Below are 15,477 nucleotides of genomic sequence, written 5' to 3' on the forward strand. Positions count from 1 at the left end.
ATCACCTCTTCACAATCTTTCGTATGTCTTTTACATGCTTTTTTAATTTATCAATAGCATAATCTATTTCTTCTAGTGTATTGTTGTAAGAAAAACTAAATCGTATAGCTCCTTCTATCTCATAATCCTTAAGTCCCATTGCTTTTAAAACATGACTTTTAGTGTTTTTCTTTGACGAACAAGCCGATCCTGTAGATACATAAATACCATCTTGCTCAAGAGAATGTAGTAATACTTCTCCTCTTATTCCTAAAAAACTAATATTGGCAATGTGAGGTGCACTACCTTCCTTTTCAAACCCATTAATTTTAATATCATGAATTTCATTTTTAATACCTTCAATTAATTTATTTTTTAAAATCCACATTTTATTTATTTTATTGTCCATATCCTCATATAAACATCTTGCTGCCTCTCCTAAGCCTAAAATTCCTGGCGTATTTTCAGTACCTGATCTGATTCCTGTTTCTTGATTTCCTCCATAAATTAATGGTGTCATTTTTAAACCTTTTTTTATGTATAATGCACCAATCCCTTTTGGTCCATGAATTTTATGTCCACTTACCGATAAAAGATGAGCACCAATTTTTTTAGGTGTAAACTTAATTTTTCCAAAAGATTGGATAGCATCTACATGGAATATAAAATTTTCATTGTTATTTTTAATGATTTTTCCTATTTCCTCTACTGGCTGGATTGTACCTACTTCATTATTGACATGCATAATACTTATTAGAATTGTTTCTTCTGATATGCTTTCTTTTAATTGCTCCATATTTATCTTTCCAAATGAATCAACATCTAAATAAATTACTTCATACCCTTTTGTTTCTAAATTTTTATATACATTTAAAACAGATGGATGCTCAATTTTAGTAGTAATAATCCTATTACCTTTTCTTTTTTTTGATTCTATAGCACCCATGATCGCCATATTATTAGATTCAGTACCTCCAGATGTAAAAATAATTTCTTGTTCACTTGCCCCTAATGCTTTGGCCAACTGTTTTCTTGCAGTCTTTATTAATTTCTCCACTTCCACCCCTTTATGATGTAAAGAAGATGGATTTCCATAATAATCTGTAAGTGCTTTTGTCATTATATTCACAACTTCTATGTTTGGCTTAGTAGTAGCACTATTATCTAAATAGACTTCCATATGCAACCTCTCCATTATAATGATTTTGTCTATATCTTTCCATATTGTATATGAAACTACTGTCTTTGTAAAGTTATTTACCATAAACTTATTATTGCCTTCTATGCTTAAAAAAAAGTCCAATTTGTTTATATTTATTTAAAAAAAATTATTTATAAAAAATTTGTCAAAACACTTGTCAAATTTGTCGGTTTTTGTTATAATTTGTTTAGTGGTTATCCCCCTGATAACCTCGATAATATAATCTCTATTCCCAATACCCCTTTTGAACGTAAACCAACAAAAGAACCAGTCCTTATGGACTGGTTCTTTTGTTTTAAAAAAATTTAATAAATTTATATGGCTATGTCCCTTTATATCTGTTAAGATATAAAAGGATATAGCTATTTAAACACCTATAATAGGGGGGATTTTCAATGAAAAATACAAATAAAGTAGCTGTTGTTTTTACTGGTGGAACCATTTCTATGAAAATAGATCCAAGAATATCTGCAGCTATTCCTGCACTATCTAGCGAAGAGATTATGTCCATGGTGACAAATATTGATAAGTATGCTGATATTGAAATTGTAAATTTCGATCGAATTCCTGGCCCTCATATGACACCTCAAAAAATGATGGATTTAGCAAAACTCGTAAAGAAATTAATTTCAAGGGAAGATATTACAGGTGTTGTTATAACTCATGGTACAGACTCCCTTGAAGAAACAGCATATTTGTTAGACTTAACAATCAATAGCGAAAAACCTATTATTGTTGTAGGTGCTATGAGAAATAGCTCTGAATTAGGTTATGACGGATCAAGCAACTTATCTGCTGCAATATGTACTGCAATCTCAAAACAAGCAAAAAATAAAGGTGTTTTAATCGTTATGAATAATGAATTAAATGCCGCTAGTGAAGTTACAAAAACACATACACTAGCTTTAGATACTTTCAAATCAATGGAATTTGGTCCCTTAGGGATTGTAGACAATGATGAAGTAATTTTTTATCGAGATATTACAAAACACAGCCATATACAAACAGAGAAAATTGAAGTAAATGTAGACTTGATTAAAACAGCTGTTGGCATGGATTCTCGCTTAATAAAATTTTGTGTAGATTCAGGTAGCAAAGGGATTGTTATTGAAGCAATGGGAAGAGGAAACATTCCTCCTCAAATGGTTGAAGGTATTAAATACGCTCTTGATAATAATGTAATCGTTGTTATGGTATCTAGATGCCCTATGGGTAGAGTTCTAGATACCTATGGATATGAAGGCGCAGGAAGAAGCTTAAGAAATCTTGGTGTAATTTTAGGTGGTAACCTTCCTGGACAAAAAGCTAGAATTAAGCTTATGTTAGCTTTAAGTGTGACAAATGCTAGAGAAAAAGTAAAAGAAATTTTTGAAAAAGATTTTTATAAATAAAGAATCAGGATCTTTTATATCCTGATTCTTTATAATTACCTTATAATTTTATGACCACACTTTGGACAATAGTTTTCTTCATCTATAATTACTTCTCCACAAAAATTACAATATTTTAATCCTTTTATTTTATTTAATCGTGTTTTTATTCTATTTTTTTCATATTCCATTCTTTGAATTTCTCTACATTTTGAGTTAATAGCACTTACTGGCATACTCTCATTTTTACTTAAAAAATATTTATATACCAATTCACCAATATATAATTTTGCTTCTTCAATTTCCTCTTCAATATTCTTTAAATCTATTTTTAACTCTGCTATTTCAATAATCTCATCTGTCTTTTGAGATATCATTCTTGTTCCAGACGAAACTTTCTGTGCTAGCTTATCCATAAAATCCATAACATCCCCTCCCCTTCTATTATCAATATATTCTATATAAAAGTATTAGGTCTTTAAAAACTCATTGCGTATTAAACTTCATTGTTTTTTGTCTATATGATATATTATAATATATTCGCAGAAATACCAAAGGGAGTTGATATTTTGGAAATCATAGAAAATAATCTAAAAGAAATATTTAATCTACCAAAAAATTTTGTATCTTTTTACAAGCATATGAACTTTGCTATATTTGATATTGAAACAACAGGTTTAAATCCTAATGATGATCAGGTTATACTTATTGGCCTTTTATACTTAGAAAATGGTAATATTACCATAAAACAATTCTTCTGCAATAATAGAAACGAAGAATTATCCTTATTAAAGTCATTTATCAAAGTCATCAAACATTTTGATATTCTTATTAATTATAATGGAAATACCTTTGACATCCCTTTCTTAAATAAAAGATTCTTAGCTAATAAAATTAATTATTCTATTGAAAGCTATAAAAGTATTGATATATTAAAATTAATAAGAAAAGTTCAAAAAAATTTAAACCTTAAAAACTGTAAACTAAAATCTATTGAAAAATATCTAGGTATCCATCGAAATGATACAATTTCTGGAAAAGAAAGTGTATCATTGTATGCTCAATTTGAAAAGAATCAAAATATACAGCTAAAAAACACTATACTCCTTCATAACTATGATGATCTATATTATTTAGGCAAGTCTTTAATGATATTAGACCAGATTTCCCATGAGCAAATTATAAGTTGTTTCCCACAGGTTTTTTATACAAACGATAATATGATATATGTAACAAATCAGATAATTAAGAATGGAACTTTATATTTGAAAGGAATATGCAAAAATAAAAATATAGATGATTATGTTGCTTATGAAAGTAGTTTTAGTTTTGAATATACAAAAGAAACCAATACGTTTTCTATAACTATCCCTTTATATAAAGGCCGGCTTTCTTCAGGTTCTCAATGCTTGTATATCGATACTAATGATTTTTCTTTTCTCTATAGTAAGGTTTCACTAGATGCTCGTATTCCTAAGAACATTATTTTATTTAAAATAGATAAAAAAATACAAACTATAGAAATTCATTCTTTTATATCTATTCTCATTCCCTATATTTTCAAAAAAATAACATAAGGCTTAGGTTATTAGTTAAATAACCTAAGCCTTAATAAATATAAAAACAAGCATACTCCAATGGAGTATGCTTGCACTTTGTTGGTGCCCAGAGGCGGAATCGAACCACCGACACGGGGATTTTCAGTCCCCTGCTCTACCGACTGAGCTATCTGGGCAAATTGGTGGGCCTTCAGGGACTCGAACCCCGGACCTGCCGGTTATGAGCCGGACGCTCTAACCAACTGAGCTAAAGGCCCCAATACATGGTGGGCTTGGGAGGACTCGAACCTCCGACCTCACGCTTATCAGGCGTGCGCTCTAACCACCTGAGCTACAAGCCCATATTGGTCGGGGTGGCAGGATTTGAACCCGCGGCCCCCTGGTCCCAAACCAGATGCGCTACCAAACTGCGCTACACCCCGACTATTTTGTAATTGGCAGGGGCAGAAGGACTCGAACCCTCGGCACGTGGTTTTGGAGACCACTGCTCTACCAACTGAGCTATACCCCTACAATATGGTGGGCCTTCAGGGACTCGAACCCCGGACCTGCCGGTTATGAGCCGGACGCTCTAACCAACTGAGCTAAAGGCCCCCACTTTTGGCGGAGAAGGCGGGATTCGAACCCGCGCACCGATTACTCGGCCTAACGGTTTAGCAAACCGTCCTCTTCAGCCTACTTGAGTACTTCTCCATATATATGGCGGAGAGGGTGGGATTCGAACCCACGGCCCCTTGCGGAGTCACTGGTTTTCAAGACCAGCTCCTTAAACCACTCGGACACCTCTCCAAGGTTGGTGACCCATCCGCGGCTCGAACGCGGGACACCTTGATTAAAAGTCAAGTGCTCTACCAACTGAGCTAATGGGTCATATCTGGCTGGGGTAGCAGGACTCGAACCTACGAATGCCAGAGTCAAAGTCTGGTGCCTTACCGACTTGGCGATACCCCATTATTTTTGGCGGGTCCACAGGGATTCGAACCCCGGACACACGGCTTAGAAGGCCGTTGCTCTATCCAGCTGAGCTATGAACCCACATTGGAGCGGATGATGGGAATCGAACCCACGCTACCAGCTTGGAAGGCTGGAGTTCTACCATTGAACTACATCCGCATATCTTTGGAGCGGAAGACGGGATTCGAACCCGCGACCCTCGCCTTGGCAAGGCGATGCTCTACCACTGAGCCACTTCCGCATATTTGGTGGAGGAAGGTGGATTCGAACCACCGAAAGCTAAGCTAACGGATTTACAGTCCGCCCCCTTTGGCCTCTCGGGAATTCCTCCATATTTGGAGCTGGCGAAGGGAATCGAACCCCCAACCTGCTGATTACAAGTCAGCTGCTCTACCGTTGAGCCACACCAGCAAGTTTATTGGCGACCCGGAAGGGACTCGAACCCTCGACCTCCAGCGTGACAGGCTGGCATTCTAACCAACTGAACTACCGGGCCAAATTAAATGGTGGGCGCAATAGGGATCGAACCTATGACCCCCTGCTTGTAAGGCAGGTGCTCTCCCAGCTGAGCTATGCGCCCTAATGGTGACCCATCCGGGAATCGAACCCGGGTTACCGCCGTGAAAGGGCGGTGTCTTGACCGCTTGACCAATGGGCCACATTGGTTGCGGAGGCAGGATTTGAACCTACGACCTTCGGGTTATGAGCCCGACGAGCTACCAACTGCTCCACTCCGCGATGTTATGGTGCCGGGGACCGGAATCGAACCGGTACGGTCTGTAAGGACCGCAGGATTTTAAGTCCTGTGCGTCTGCCAGTTCCGCCACCCCGGCATTTTTTGGCTCCAAGGGTGGGACTCGAACCCACAACCTACCGGTTAACAGCCGGGTGCTCCACCATTGAGCTACCTTGGAACAATCAAACCAGCGACGACCTACTCTCCCAAGGCGTCTCCGCCTAAGTACCATCAGCGCTGAAGGGCTTAACTTCTGTGTTCGGTATGGGAACAGGTGTGACCCCTTCGCTATTGTCACTGGATTTTTTAAGGACAAGATATATATTAATACATTTTTTCTGTTTTGTCAACCCTTTTTTTGTTTTTTTAATATATACCCTCAAAACTGAACAATGCATATTTGGTCAAGTCCTCGACCTATTAGTACCTATCAGCTTAAGACATTACTGCCCTTACACCTTAGGCCTATCAACCAGATGGTCTTTCTGGGATCTTACTGACTTACGTCATGGGAAATCTAATCTTGAGGGGGGCTTCGCGCTTAGATGCCTTCAGCGCTTATCCCGTCCGTACATAGCTACTCAGCCATGCCGCTGGCGCGACAACTGATACACCAGAGGTACGTCCATCCCGGTCCTCTCGTACTAAGGACAGCTCCTCTCAAATTTCCTGCGCCCACAGCGGATAGGGACCGAACTGTCTCACGACGTTCTGAACCCAGCTCGCGTGCCTCTTTAATGGGCGAACAGCCCAACCCTTGGGACCTACTTCAGCCCCAGGATGAGACGAGCCGACATCGAGGTGCCAAACCTCCCCGTCGATGTGGACTCTTGGGGGAGATAAGCCTGTTATCCCCGGGGTAGCTTTTATCCGTTGAGCGATGGCCCTTCCACTCGGAACCACCGGATCACTAAGCCCGACTTTCGTCCTTGCTCGACTTGTAAGTCTCGCAATCAAGCTCCCTTCTGCCTTTACACTCTACGCGCGATTTCCGACCGCGCTGAGGGAACCTTTGGGCGCCTCCGTTACCTTTTAGGAGGCGACCGCCCCAGTCAAACTGCCCACCTGACAGTGTCCCAAAGCTGGATTCACAGCTTCTGGTTAGAACTTCAGTATTACAAGAGTGGTATCCCAACGGCGACTCCACACATACTGGCGTACATGCTTCTAAGTCTCCCACCTATGCTGTACATGTAATACCAAAATCCAGTGTCAGGCTACAGTAAAGCTCCACGGGGTCTTTCCGTCCTGCTGCGGGTAACCGGCATCTTCACCGGTACTACAATTTCACCGAGTCTATTGTTGAGACAGTGCCCAAATCGTTACGCCTTTCGTGCGGGTCGGAACTTACCCGACAAGGAATTTCGCTACCTTAGGACCGTTATAGTTACGGCCGCCGTTTACTGGGGCTTAAGTTCAGTGCTTCACTTACGTTAACACGTCCCCTTAACCTTCCAGCACCGGGCAGGCGTCAGCCCCTATACATCGTCTTTCGACTTAGCAGAGACCTGTGTTTTTGCTAAACAGTCGCTTGGGCCTATTCTCTGCGGCCACCTCGGGCTTTAACACCCTACCGTGGCACCCCTTCTCCCTAAGTTACGGGGTCATTTTGCCGAGTTCCTTAACAATAGTTCTCTCGCTCGCCTTAGGATTCTCTCCTCACCTACCTGTGTCGGTTTGCGGTACGGGCACCTAGATCTCGCTAGAGGCTTTTCTCGACAGTGTGGAATCAGCAAGTTCGCTACTATATTTCGCTCCCCATCACCTTTCAGGATTGCCTACGCGGATTTGCCTACATAGACTCCCTACGGGTTTAGACGCACACAACCAACGGTGCGCTTAGCCTATCCTCCTGTGTCACCCCATTGCTCAAACGATTTTCGGTGGTACAGGAATTTCAACCTGTTGTCCATCGCCTACGACTTTCGTCCTCGGCTTAGGTCCCGACTAACCCTGAGCGGACGAACCTTCCTCAGGAAACCTTAGGTTTTCGGCGGGTAGGATTCTCACCTACCTCTCGCTACTCATGCCAACATTCTCTCTTCTATACAGTCCACCATTCCTTTCGGTATGACTTCAGCCCGTATAGAATGCTCCCCTACCCCTACCAATAATATAAATACTATCAGTAAGCCGTAGCTTCGGTGACAGGTTTGAGCCCCGGTAATTTTCGGCGCAGGATCACTCGACTAGTGAGCTATTACGCACTCTTTAAATGAGTGGCTGCTTCTAAGCCAACATCCTAGTTGTCTATGCAATCCCACATCCTTTTCCACTTAACCTGTACTTAGGGACCTTAGCTGACGGTCTGGGCTGTTTCCCTCTCGACTATGAATCTTATCACACATAGTCTGACTCCCAAGATATGATTACGGCATTCGGAGTTTGATAGTCTTCGGTAACCGGTGAGGGCCCCTAGGACATTCAGTGCTCTACCTCCGTATCACTAACTTTGAGGCTAGCCCTAAAGCTATTTCGGGGAGAACCAGCTATCTCCGAGTTCGATTGGAATTTCTCCGCTATCCACAAGTCATCCCAGCCTTTTTCAACAGACATGGGTTCGGTCCTCCACGAAATTTTACTTCCGCTTCAACCTGCTCATGGATAGGTCACCCGGTTTCGGGTCTACGGCATACAACTAAATCGCCCTATTCAGACTCGCTTTCGCTGCGGCTCCGTAGCTTAACTACTTAACCTTGCTGCATACCGTAACTCGTTGGCCCGTTCTACAAAAAGTACGCGGTCGTTCATATAAAGAACTTCCACCGCTTGTAAACATAGGGTTTCAGGTTCTATTTCACTCCCCTCCCGGGGTTCTTTTCACCTTTCCCTCACGGTACTATGCGCTATCGGTCACCAGGTAGTATTTAGCCTTGGGGGGTGGTCCCCCCTGCTTCCCACAAGGTTTCACGTGTCTCGTGGTACTCTGGAGTATACTCAAGCTAAACTTTGTTTCGCCTACAGGACTATTACCTCCTATGGTGGGCCTTTCCAGACCTCTTCGGCTACAAATTCTTCGCTCTTATGAGTATATCCGCAACCCCTAGAAAAAATTTTCTAGGTTTGGGCTAATCCCCTTTCGCTCGCCGCTACTTAGGGAATCGAGTTTTCTTTCTTTTCCTCAGGGTACTTAGATGTTTCAGTTCCCCTGGTATGCCTCCTCACTACCTATGGATTCAGTAGTGGGTACCTAAGTATTACCCTAGGTGGGTTTCCCCATTCGGAAATCCCCGGATCAAAACTTGCTTGCAGTTCCCCGAGGCTTATCGCAGCTTACCACGTCCTTCTTCGGCTCCTGGTGCCAAGGCATTCACCCTATGCTCTTTATAACTTGACCAGAAATTGTATTTTATGCATTGTTCAGTTTTCAAAGTACATTTTACTTCATAAAATGTACGGCGCCAACAAAATCATTCGTTACACTCATGATTTCTGTTGCTTAAAGTACATCCTACGATTTGAAAGATCATTTGATCTTTCAAAACTAAACAGTGTAAGTTAAGCCTTTCTCCTTAGAAAGGAGGTGATCCAGCCGCACCTTCCGATACGGCTACCTTGTTACGACTTCACCCCAGTCATTGGTTTCACCTTCGGCAGCTTCCTCCAAAATGGTTAGATAGCTGACTTCGGGCGCCCCCAACTCCCATGGTGTGACGGGCGGTGTGTACAAGACCCGGGAACGCATTCACCGCGGCATTCTGATCCACGATTACTAGCAACTCCAGCTTCATGTGGGCGAGTTGCAGCCCACAATCCGAACTGAGACTGGCTTTTAGGATTTGCTCCGGATTACTCCTTCGCTTCCCGTTGTACCAGCCATTGTAGCACGTGTGTAGCCCAGAACATAAGGGGCATGATGATTTGACGTCATCCCCACCTTCCTCCGAGTTGTCCCCGGCAGTCTCTCTAGAGTGCCCATCGTGACATGCTGGCAACTAAAGACAAGGGTTGCGCTCGTTGCGGGACTTAACCCAACATCTCACGACACGAGCTGACGACAACCATGCACCACCTGTCTCTCTGTCCCCGAAGGGATTTCCCACGTTACTGGTAATGCAGAGGATGTCAAGTCCTGGTAAGGTTCTTCGCGTTGCTTCGAATTAAACCACATGCTCCGCTGCTTGTGCGGGTCCCCGTCAATTCCTTTGAGTTTCAGTCTTGCGACCGTACTCCCCAGGCGGAGTGCTTAATGCGTTAGCTGCGGCACCGAGGGTGGTACCCCCCGACACCTAGCACTCATCGTTTACGGCGTGGACTACCAGGGTATCTAATCCTGTTCGCTCCCCACGCTTTCGTGCCTCAGCGTCAGTTACAGTCCAGAGAGTCGCCTTCGCCACTGGTGTTCCTCCTAATATCTACGCATTTCACCGCTACACTAGGAATTCCACTCTCCTCTCCTGCACTCAAGCCAATAAGTTTCCAAGGCTTACTACGGTTGAGCCGTAGCCTTTCACCCCAGACTTTATCGGCCGCCTACGCACCCTTTACGCCCAGTGATTCCGGATAACGCTCGCCCCCTACGTATTACCGCGGCTGCTGGCACGTAGTTAGCCGGGGCTTCCTCCTAAGGTACCGTCAGTTTTCTTCCCTTAGGACAGAGCTTTACGACCCGAAGGCCTTCATCGCTCACGCGGCGTTGCTGCATCAGGCTTTCGCCCATTGTGCAATATTCCCCACTGCTGCCTCCCGTAGGAGTCTGGACCGTGTCTCAGTTCCAGTGTGGCCGATCACCCTCTCAGGTCGGCTACTGATCGTCGCCTTGGTGAGCCTTTACCTCACCAACTAGCTAATCAGACGCAGGCCCATCCTATACCGATAAATCTTTGACTCATGTATCATGCGATACTAGAGTTTTATGAGGTATTAATCCCGGTTTCCCGAGGCTATCCCTCTGTATAGGGCAGGTTGCCTACGCGTTACTCACCCGTCCGCCGCTAAGCTTATACAACTTCATCCGAAGATTCTGTCATATTCGCTTCGCTCGACTTGCATGTGTTAGGCACGCCGCCAGCGTTCATCCTGAGCCAGGATCAAACTCTCTCAAAAAATCTTCGAGGTTAAAAATTATTGCTGGCTTAATTTCTTACACTGTGTAGTTTTCAAAGATCAAACATCTTATCGCCGTTTAGCGACTTTTTTATCTTATCATTTTTTGTCGAATCTGTCAACCTTTTTTTGTTATGGGTTGAATCTCGCGACAACATAATATATATTATCATTTTTTTTATAACTTGTCAACATTAAATTTGTCTTTTCTATTATTTCTTTATTGTTCCATCATTATAATGTTTTCTACATAGAGGAACATATAACTCATTTCCTCCTATTTGTATCTGATCCCCATCTTTTACAATCTTTCCATTTATAACTCTTGCATTTGTTGTAGCTTTTCTACCACACCAACAGATTGTCTTTATTTCTTCAATTTTATCAGCATATACTAATAACCAATAAGAACCTTCAAATAGTTCATTCTTAAAATCATTCTTTAATCCATAACACAGTACAGGTACATTACAACTATCCACTATTTCTATTAATTCCTCAACATGATGCTTTTTTAAAAATTGACATTCATCAATAATTACACAATCTATCTTTTGCTTATTATTTTCTAGTAGAAATACACTCAGTATATTGGTATTATCTTCAATAATAATTGCTTCCTTCTCTAAACCTATTCTAGATGTAACTTTTCCTATTTCATATCGATTATCCAATGCTGAAGTTAATACCAAAGCTCTTTTATCCCTTTCTTCATAATTATATGCTACCTTAATTACTTCAATAGATTTTCCAGCATTCATTGTACTGTACCTATAATAAAGTTGTGCCATATATATTCCTCCTTTTAATCAAGCTCATTACAAGCCTAAAAATATCATAATCTATCTCAATAGATACGCTACTTTTATTTACAAAATATCTCCATCCTATTTTCGCATTATGTTATGTATTAGATATTTTATTTAAAATTCCTCTTAATAAATCATAACAAAATAATACAACTATTCTTCTAACTATTCAATTCTTTATAAATTACTTATATGTAAATTATATATCAATGAATCTTAAATTTTAGGGATATACTAATAGTATATTAATTGTTTATATTCATAACAAAATTAGATTATTAAACAATTAAAATTGCTTAAGGAGTTGGTTATAATGACAAGAAAAAAATTGGTGGTACCTGAAGCAAGAACAGCCCTAGATCAATTTAAAATGGAAATGGCAAAAGAATTAGGGATAAATGATTCTAATCCTATAGACAGTAGCTATTTGGCTTCATATCATACAGGATTAATTACTAGAAAATTAGTCGAAATGGCAGAAAAAGAATTGACAAACAAATAAAAACAATAAAAATAGAGGAACGATTTATGTAGTTCCTCTATTTTTATTGTTTTTATGGTGCGCCCACAGGGATTCGAACCCCGGACCTTCTGATTCGTAGTCAGACACTCTATCCAGCTGAGCTATGAGCGCATATAAGCAAAAAATGGAGGCGGCACCCAGATTCGAACTGGGGAATAAAGGTTTTGCAGACCTCTGCCTTACCACTTGGCTATGCCGCCATACATTGGTGACCCATCCGCGGCTCGAACGCGGGACACCTTGATTAAAAGTCAAGTGCTCTACCAACTGAGCTAATGGGTCACATCTGGCTGGGGTAGCAGGACTCGAACCTACGAATGCCAGAGTCAAAGTCTGGTGCCTTACCGACTTGGCGATACCCCAACATTTTTTTGGGGTGGCTGATGGGATTCGAACCCACGCATGCAGGAGCCACAATCCTGTGTCTTAACCGCTTGACTACAGCCACCATATATGGAGCGGATGATGGGAATCGAACCCACGCTACCAGCTTGGAAGGCTGGAGTTCTACCATTGAACTACATCCGCATATCTTTGGAGCGGAAGACGGGATTCGAACCCGCGACCCTCGCCTTGGCAAGGCGATGCTCTACCACTGAGCCACTTCCGCATATTTGGTGGAGGAAGGTGGATTCGAACCACCGAAAGCTAAGCTAACGGATTTACAGTCCGCCCCCTTTGGCCTCTCGGGAATTCCTCCATATCTGGAGCTGGCGAAGGGAATCGAACCCCCAACCTGCTGATTACAAGTCAGCTGCTCTACCGTTGAGCCACACCAGCAAAATTTATTGGCGACCCGGAAGGGACTCGAACCCTCGACCTCCAGCGTGACAGGCTGGCATTCTAACCAACTGAACTACCGGGCCAAATTAAATGGTGGGCGCAATAGGGATCGAACCTATGACCCCCTGCTTGTAAGGCAGGTGCTCTCCCAGCTGAGCTATGCGCCCTAATGGTGACCCATCCGGGAATCGAACCCGGGTTACCGCCGTGAAAGGGCGGTGTCTTGACCGCTTGACCAATGGGCCTTATTTTTGGTAGCGGCGAGTGGACTTGAACCACCGACCTTCCGGGTATGAACCGGACGCTCTAGCCAGCTAAGCTACGCCGCCATATTTGGTTGCGGAGGCAGGATTTGAACCTACGACCTTCGGGTTATGAGCCCGACGAGCTACCAACTGCTCCACTCCGCGATGTTATGGTGCCGGGGACCGGAATCGAACCGGTACGGTCTGTAAGGACCGCAGGATTTTAAGTCCTGTGCGTCTGCCAGTTCCGCCACCCCGGCATTTTTGGCTCCAAGGGTGGGACTCGAACCCACAACCTACCGGTTAACAGCCGGGTGCTCCACCATTGAGCTACCTTGGAACAATCAAACCAGCGACGACCTACTCTCCCAAGGCGTCTCCGCCTAAGTACCATCAGCGCTGAAGGGCTTAACTTCTGTGTTCGGTATGGGAACAGGTGTGACCCCTTCGCTATTGTCACTGGATTTTTTCGGAACAGTATATATATTAACACATTTATCATTTGCTGTCAACTATTTATTTCTATCAGCTGACGACAAAATATATGTTATCAAAAATACTTGATTTTGTCAAGCATTTTTATACATTTTTTATCTTATTTTAAAAATCCCTATTTAACACTTTTATAGCTTGTTTCATATAATATATTAAACAATTATTCGTTTAATAGAAAGAAGGTACTCTAATGTTAAACTGCCCTTACATGTTTAAATGTCCTTACTTTAAAAGTAAGTTCAAAAATGATTCAGAAACTACAAAATATATTATAGATTATTATTGTAAATGCAATTATTTAAATTGTATAAGATATATTGCTATGATGAATTTTGGAGAAAATAAAATTCCTAATGTGCTTCGTCCTACTAAAAAAGACTGGATCAAACACTTTATTACTGATAAATGAACTTATTAATACAAAAATTAAAATAATAAAAATATTATAAAATAGTACAAGTTATACTAAACCACAAGATTATCCAAATCTCATAATTCAAAAATAGAGGATACGAATTTATGTCGTTCCTCTATTTTTATTATTTTCATGGTGCGCCCACAGGGATTCGAACCCCGGACCTTCTGATTCGTAGTCAGACACTCTATCCAGCTGAGCTATGAGCGCATATAAGCAAAAAATGGAGGCGGCACCCAGATTCGAACTGGGGAATAAAGGTTTTGCAGACCTCTGCCTTACCACTTGGCTATGCCGCCATACATTGGTGACCCATCCGCGGCTCGAACGCGGGACACCTTGATTAAAAGTCAAGTGCTCTACCAACTGAGCTAATGGGTCACATCTGGCTGGGGTAGCAGGACTCGAACCTACGAATGCCAGAGTCAAAGTCTGGTGCCTTACCGACTTGGCGATACCCCAACATTTTTTTGGGGTGGCTGATGGGATTCGAACCCACGCATGCAGGAGCCACAATCCTGTGTCTTAACCGCTTGACTACAGCCACCATATATGGAGCGGAAGACGGGATTCGAACCCGCGACCCTCGCCTTGGCAAGGCGATGCTCTACCACTGAGCCACTTCCGCATATTTGGTGGAGGAAGGTGGATTCGAACCACCGAAAGCTAAGCTAACGGATTTACAGTCCGCCCCCTTTGGCCTCTCGGGAATTCCTCCATATCTGGAGCTGGCGAAGGGAATCGAACCCCCAACCTGCTGATTACAAGTCAGCTGCTCTACCGTTGAGCCACACCAGCAAATTCATTGGCGACCCGGAAGGGACTCGAACCCTCGACCTCCAGCGTGACAGGCTGGCATTCTAACCAACTGAACTACCGGGCCAAATTAATGGTGACCCATCCGGGAATCGAACCCGGGTTACCGCCGTGAAAGGGCGGTGTCTTGACCGCTTGACCAATGGGCCTTATTTTTGGTAGCGGCGAGTGGACTTGAACCACCGACCTTCCGGGTATGAACCGGACGCTCTAGCCAACTAAGCTACGCCGCCATATTTGGTGCCGGGGACCGGAATCGAACCGGTACGGTCTGTAAGGACCGCAGGATTTTAAGTCCTGTGCGTCTGCCAGTTCCGCCACCCCGGCATTTTTTTGGCTCCAAGGGTGGGACTCGAACCCACAACCTACCGGTTAACAGCCGGGTGCTCCACCATTGAGCTACCTTGGAACAATCAAACCAGCGACGACCTACTCTCCCAAGGCGTCTCCGCCTAAGTACCATCAGCGCTGAAGGGCTTAACTTCTGTGTTCGGTATGGGAACAGGTGTGACCCCTTCGCTATTGTCACTGGATTAGAGGTTGTAC

At 42.8% G+C, this 15,477-nt stretch carries 7 protein-coding genes, 50 tRNA genes and 5 rRNA genes; 4 read left to right on the forward strand and 58 right to left on the reverse strand.

The genetic code is table 11. The features are described 5' to 3' along the window. Window position 1 precedes the first annotated feature (1 nt). Window positions 2-1,243: a cysteine desulfurase family protein gene (locus tag FQB35_RS08770; RefSeq protein ID WP_333473028.1), complete on the reverse strand. Its 1,242-nt coding sequence runs from the start codon at window positions 1,241-1,243 to the stop codon at window positions 2-4. 332 nt (window positions 1,244-1,575) lie between these two features. Between FQB35_RS08770 and FQB35_RS08775 the strand changes: the two genes are divergently transcribed. Then, window positions 1,576-2,571, forward strand: a complete 996-nt coding sequence (locus FQB35_RS08775; RefSeq protein ID WP_148809617.1) for an asparaginase — start codon at window positions 1,576-1,578, stop codon at window positions 2,569-2,571. 35 nt (window positions 2,572-2,606) lie between these two features. On the opposite strand, the gene FQB35_RS08780 is transcribed toward FQB35_RS08775, so the two are convergent. Beyond that, window positions 2,607-2,975, reverse strand: a complete 369-nt coding sequence (locus FQB35_RS08780; protein WP_148809618.1) for a zinc ribbon domain-containing protein — start codon at window positions 2,973-2,975, stop codon at window positions 2,607-2,609. A 144-nt stretch (window positions 2,976-3,119) separates the two neighbouring features. Between FQB35_RS08780 and FQB35_RS08785 the strand changes: the two genes are divergently transcribed. Next, window positions 3,120-4,127, forward strand: coding sequence for a ribonuclease H-like domain-containing protein (locus FQB35_RS08785; protein WP_168198295.1), 1,008 nt, complete (start codon window positions 3,120-3,122; stop codon window positions 4,125-4,127). 82 nt (window positions 4,128-4,209) lie between these two features. On the opposite strand, the gene FQB35_RS08790 is transcribed toward FQB35_RS08785, so the two are convergent. From FQB35_RS08790 to FQB35_RS08910, 25 genes are all read right to left on the reverse strand, one after another. Continuing rightward, window positions 4,210-4,285, reverse strand: a tRNA-Phe gene (locus FQB35_RS08790). Between the two features lie 4 nt (window positions 4,286-4,289). Beyond that, window positions 4,290-4,366 (reverse strand) — tRNA-Ile (locus tag FQB35_RS08795). 7 nt (window positions 4,367-4,373) lie between these two features. Beyond that, window positions 4,374-4,450: transfer RNA gene (locus FQB35_RS08800), tRNA-Ile, on the reverse strand. A gap of 4 nt (window positions 4,451-4,454) precedes the next feature. Beyond that, window positions 4,455-4,531, reverse strand: a tRNA-Pro gene (locus FQB35_RS08805). A 13-nt stretch (window positions 4,532-4,544) separates the two neighbouring features. Further along, window positions 4,545-4,620, reverse strand: a tRNA-Trp gene (locus FQB35_RS08810). Between the two features lie 6 nt (window positions 4,621-4,626). Further along, window positions 4,627-4,703, reverse strand: a tRNA-Ile gene (locus FQB35_RS08815). A gap of 7 nt (window positions 4,704-4,710) precedes the next feature. Then, a tRNA-Ser gene (locus tag FQB35_RS08820) sits at window positions 4,711-4,802 on the reverse strand. A 7-nt stretch (window positions 4,803-4,809) separates the two neighbouring features. After that, window positions 4,810-4,898: transfer RNA gene (locus FQB35_RS08825), tRNA-Ser, on the reverse strand. A 5-nt stretch (window positions 4,899-4,903) separates the two neighbouring features. Next, window positions 4,904-4,979, reverse strand: a tRNA-Lys gene (locus FQB35_RS08830). A 5-nt stretch (window positions 4,980-4,984) separates the two neighbouring features. Beyond that, window positions 4,985-5,060, reverse strand: a tRNA-Gln gene (locus FQB35_RS08835). Window positions 5,061-5,067: 7 nt separating this feature from the next. After that, window positions 5,068-5,144: transfer RNA gene (locus tag FQB35_RS08840), tRNA-Arg, on the reverse strand. Between the two features lie 4 nt (window positions 5,145-5,148). Further along, window positions 5,149-5,222, reverse strand: a tRNA-Gly gene (locus FQB35_RS08845). A 7-nt stretch (window positions 5,223-5,229) separates the two neighbouring features. Beyond that, window positions 5,230-5,304 (reverse strand) — tRNA-Gly (locus FQB35_RS08850). Between the two features lie 5 nt (window positions 5,305-5,309). Further along, window positions 5,310-5,394: transfer RNA gene (locus tag FQB35_RS08855), tRNA-Tyr, on the reverse strand. 5 nt (window positions 5,395-5,399) lie between these two features. Further along, window positions 5,400-5,474, reverse strand: a tRNA-Thr gene (locus FQB35_RS08860). A gap of 8 nt (window positions 5,475-5,482) precedes the next feature. Further along, window positions 5,483-5,559: transfer RNA gene (locus FQB35_RS08865), tRNA-Asp, on the reverse strand. A gap of 8 nt (window positions 5,560-5,567) precedes the next feature. Next, window positions 5,568-5,643 (reverse strand) — tRNA-Val (locus tag FQB35_RS08870). A 3-nt stretch (window positions 5,644-5,646) separates the two neighbouring features. Beyond that, window positions 5,647-5,721 (reverse strand) — tRNA-Glu (locus tag FQB35_RS08875). Between the two features lie 4 nt (window positions 5,722-5,725). Beyond that, window positions 5,726-5,801: transfer RNA gene (locus FQB35_RS08880), tRNA-Met, on the reverse strand. A gap of 6 nt (window positions 5,802-5,807) precedes the next feature. Then, a tRNA-Leu gene (locus FQB35_RS08885) sits at window positions 5,808-5,896 on the reverse strand. Between the two features lie 6 nt (window positions 5,897-5,902). Next, a tRNA-Asn gene (locus tag FQB35_RS08890) sits at window positions 5,903-5,977 on the reverse strand. Window positions 5,978-5,984: 7 nt separating this feature from the next. Then, a 5S ribosomal RNA gene (rrf, locus tag FQB35_RS08895) occupies window positions 5,985-6,101 on the reverse strand. A gap of 98 nt (window positions 6,102-6,199) precedes the next feature. Continuing rightward, window positions 6,200-9,136 (reverse strand): 23S ribosomal RNA (locus FQB35_RS08900). Between the two features lie 179 nt (window positions 9,137-9,315). Further along, window positions 9,316-10,845 (reverse strand): 16S ribosomal RNA (locus FQB35_RS08905). Together the 16S, 23S and 5S rRNA genes with 21 tRNA genes alongside form the textbook arrangement of a ribosomal RNA operon. A gap of 212 nt (window positions 10,846-11,057) precedes the next feature. Continuing rightward, a complete protein-coding gene (locus FQB35_RS08910; protein WP_148809620.1) occupies window positions 11,058-11,636 on the reverse strand; it encodes a thymidine kinase in 579 nt (192 codons plus the stop codon). Window positions 11,637-11,967: 331 nt separating this feature from the next. On the opposite strand from FQB35_RS08910, the gene FQB35_RS08915 reads away from it, so the two are divergent. Then, window positions 11,968-12,156 (forward strand): alpha/beta-type small acid-soluble spore protein, encoded by a 189-nt coding sequence (locus FQB35_RS08915; RefSeq protein ID WP_148809621.1) that lies wholly within the window; start codon window positions 11,968-11,970, stop codon window positions 12,154-12,156. A 55-nt stretch (window positions 12,157-12,211) separates the two neighbouring features. Here FQB35_RS08915 and FQB35_RS08920 read toward each other — a convergent pair. The 17 genes from FQB35_RS08920 to rrf (FQB35_RS09000) form a co-directional block, all read right to left on the reverse strand. Then, window positions 12,212-12,288 (reverse strand) — tRNA-Arg (locus FQB35_RS08920). A 14-nt stretch (window positions 12,289-12,302) separates the two neighbouring features. After that, window positions 12,303-12,377: transfer RNA gene (locus FQB35_RS08925), tRNA-Cys, on the reverse strand. Window positions 12,378-12,383: 6 nt separating this feature from the next. Further along, window positions 12,384-12,459 (reverse strand) — tRNA-Lys (locus tag FQB35_RS08930). Between the two features lie 5 nt (window positions 12,460-12,464). Next, a tRNA-Gln gene (locus FQB35_RS08935) sits at window positions 12,465-12,540 on the reverse strand. 9 nt (window positions 12,541-12,549) lie between these two features. Then, window positions 12,550-12,625, reverse strand: a tRNA-His gene (locus FQB35_RS08940). 6 nt (window positions 12,626-12,631) lie between these two features. Continuing rightward, a tRNA-Gly gene (locus tag FQB35_RS08945) sits at window positions 12,632-12,705 on the reverse strand. Window positions 12,706-12,712: 7 nt separating this feature from the next. Next, a tRNA-Gly gene (locus FQB35_RS08950) sits at window positions 12,713-12,787 on the reverse strand. A 5-nt stretch (window positions 12,788-12,792) separates the two neighbouring features. Then, window positions 12,793-12,877, reverse strand: a tRNA-Tyr gene (locus tag FQB35_RS08955). Window positions 12,878-12,882: 5 nt separating this feature from the next. Beyond that, window positions 12,883-12,957, reverse strand: a tRNA-Thr gene (locus tag FQB35_RS08960). Window positions 12,958-12,966: 9 nt separating this feature from the next. Continuing rightward, window positions 12,967-13,043 (reverse strand) — tRNA-Asp (locus FQB35_RS08965). An 8-nt stretch (window positions 13,044-13,051) separates the two neighbouring features. Beyond that, window positions 13,052-13,127: transfer RNA gene (locus FQB35_RS08970), tRNA-Val, on the reverse strand. A 3-nt stretch (window positions 13,128-13,130) separates the two neighbouring features. Beyond that, window positions 13,131-13,205 (reverse strand) — tRNA-Glu (locus FQB35_RS08975). Between the two features lie 7 nt (window positions 13,206-13,212). Then, window positions 13,213-13,289, reverse strand: a tRNA-Met gene (locus FQB35_RS08980). A 5-nt stretch (window positions 13,290-13,294) separates the two neighbouring features. Beyond that, window positions 13,295-13,370, reverse strand: a tRNA-Met gene (locus FQB35_RS08985). Between the two features lie 6 nt (window positions 13,371-13,376). Further along, window positions 13,377-13,465: transfer RNA gene (locus tag FQB35_RS08990), tRNA-Leu, on the reverse strand. A gap of 5 nt (window positions 13,466-13,470) precedes the next feature. Next, a tRNA-Asn gene (locus FQB35_RS08995) sits at window positions 13,471-13,545 on the reverse strand. A 7-nt stretch (window positions 13,546-13,552) separates the two neighbouring features. Then, window positions 13,553-13,669 (reverse strand): 5S ribosomal RNA (gene rrf / locus FQB35_RS09000). 221 nt (window positions 13,670-13,890) lie between these two features. Between rrf (FQB35_RS09000) and FQB35_RS09005 the strand changes: the two genes are divergently transcribed. Continuing rightward, window positions 13,891-14,109: a hypothetical protein gene (locus FQB35_RS09005; RefSeq protein ID WP_168198296.1), complete on the forward strand. Its 219-nt coding sequence runs from the start codon at window positions 13,891-13,893 to the stop codon at window positions 14,107-14,109. Window positions 14,110-14,248: 139 nt separating this feature from the next. Here the strand turns inward: FQB35_RS09005 and FQB35_RS09010 are convergent. From FQB35_RS09010 to rrf (FQB35_RS09075), 14 genes are all read right to left on the reverse strand, one after another. Then, window positions 14,249-14,325: transfer RNA gene (locus tag FQB35_RS09010), tRNA-Arg, on the reverse strand. 14 nt (window positions 14,326-14,339) lie between these two features. Next, window positions 14,340-14,414, reverse strand: a tRNA-Cys gene (locus FQB35_RS09015). Between the two features lie 6 nt (window positions 14,415-14,420). Then, window positions 14,421-14,496, reverse strand: a tRNA-Lys gene (locus tag FQB35_RS09020). Between the two features lie 5 nt (window positions 14,497-14,501). Further along, window positions 14,502-14,577 (reverse strand) — tRNA-Gln (locus FQB35_RS09025). A gap of 9 nt (window positions 14,578-14,586) precedes the next feature. Beyond that, window positions 14,587-14,662, reverse strand: a tRNA-His gene (locus tag FQB35_RS09030). A gap of 6 nt (window positions 14,663-14,668) precedes the next feature. Next, window positions 14,669-14,743, reverse strand: a tRNA-Gly gene (locus FQB35_RS09035). A 5-nt stretch (window positions 14,744-14,748) separates the two neighbouring features. Next, window positions 14,749-14,833 (reverse strand) — tRNA-Tyr (locus tag FQB35_RS09040). A gap of 5 nt (window positions 14,834-14,838) precedes the next feature. Further along, a tRNA-Thr gene (locus FQB35_RS09045) sits at window positions 14,839-14,913 on the reverse strand. An 8-nt stretch (window positions 14,914-14,921) separates the two neighbouring features. Beyond that, window positions 14,922-14,998: transfer RNA gene (locus FQB35_RS09050), tRNA-Asp, on the reverse strand. Window positions 14,999-15,005: 7 nt separating this feature from the next. Next, window positions 15,006-15,080 (reverse strand) — tRNA-Glu (locus FQB35_RS09055). A gap of 7 nt (window positions 15,081-15,087) precedes the next feature. After that, a tRNA-Met gene (locus FQB35_RS09060) sits at window positions 15,088-15,164 on the reverse strand. A gap of 5 nt (window positions 15,165-15,169) precedes the next feature. Continuing rightward, window positions 15,170-15,258: transfer RNA gene (locus FQB35_RS09065), tRNA-Leu, on the reverse strand. 7 nt (window positions 15,259-15,265) lie between these two features. Further along, window positions 15,266-15,340 (reverse strand) — tRNA-Asn (locus FQB35_RS09070). Window positions 15,341-15,347: 7 nt separating this feature from the next. Further along, window positions 15,348-15,464 (reverse strand): 5S ribosomal RNA (gene rrf / locus FQB35_RS09075). Window positions 15,465-15,477 lie beyond the last annotated feature (13 nt).

It is taken from the genome of Crassaminicella thermophila (assembly GCF_008152325.1).
In the GTDB taxonomy this organism is placed as follows: domain Bacteria; phylum Bacillota; class Clostridia; order Peptostreptococcales; family Thermotaleaceae; genus Crassaminicella_A; species Crassaminicella_A thermophila.

Bases quoted from the DNA above. Each gene is read 5' to 3' on its own strand.
- FQB35_RS08910 (WP_148809620.1), bottom strand. From the start codon at position 11,636: ATGGCACAACTTTATTATAGGTACAGTACAATGAATGCTGGAAAATCT.
- FQB35_RS08915 (WP_148809621.1), top strand. From the start codon at position 11,968: ATGACAAGAAAAAAATTGGTGGTACCTGAAGCAAGAACAGCCCTAGAT.
- FQB35_RS08780 (WP_148809618.1), bottom strand. From the start codon at position 2,975: ATGGATTTTATGGATAAGCTAGCACAGAAAGTTTCGTCTGGAACAAGA.
- FQB35_RS08770 (WP_333473028.1), bottom strand. From the start codon at position 1,243: ATGGTAAATAACTTTACAAAGACAGTAGTTTCATATACAATATGGAAA.
- FQB35_RS08775 (WP_148809617.1), top strand. From the start codon at position 1,576: ATGAAAAATACAAATAAAGTAGCTGTTGTTTTTACTGGTGGAACCATT.
- FQB35_RS09005 (WP_168198296.1), top strand. From the start codon at position 13,891: ATGTTAAACTGCCCTTACATGTTTAAATGTCCTTACTTTAAAAGTAAG.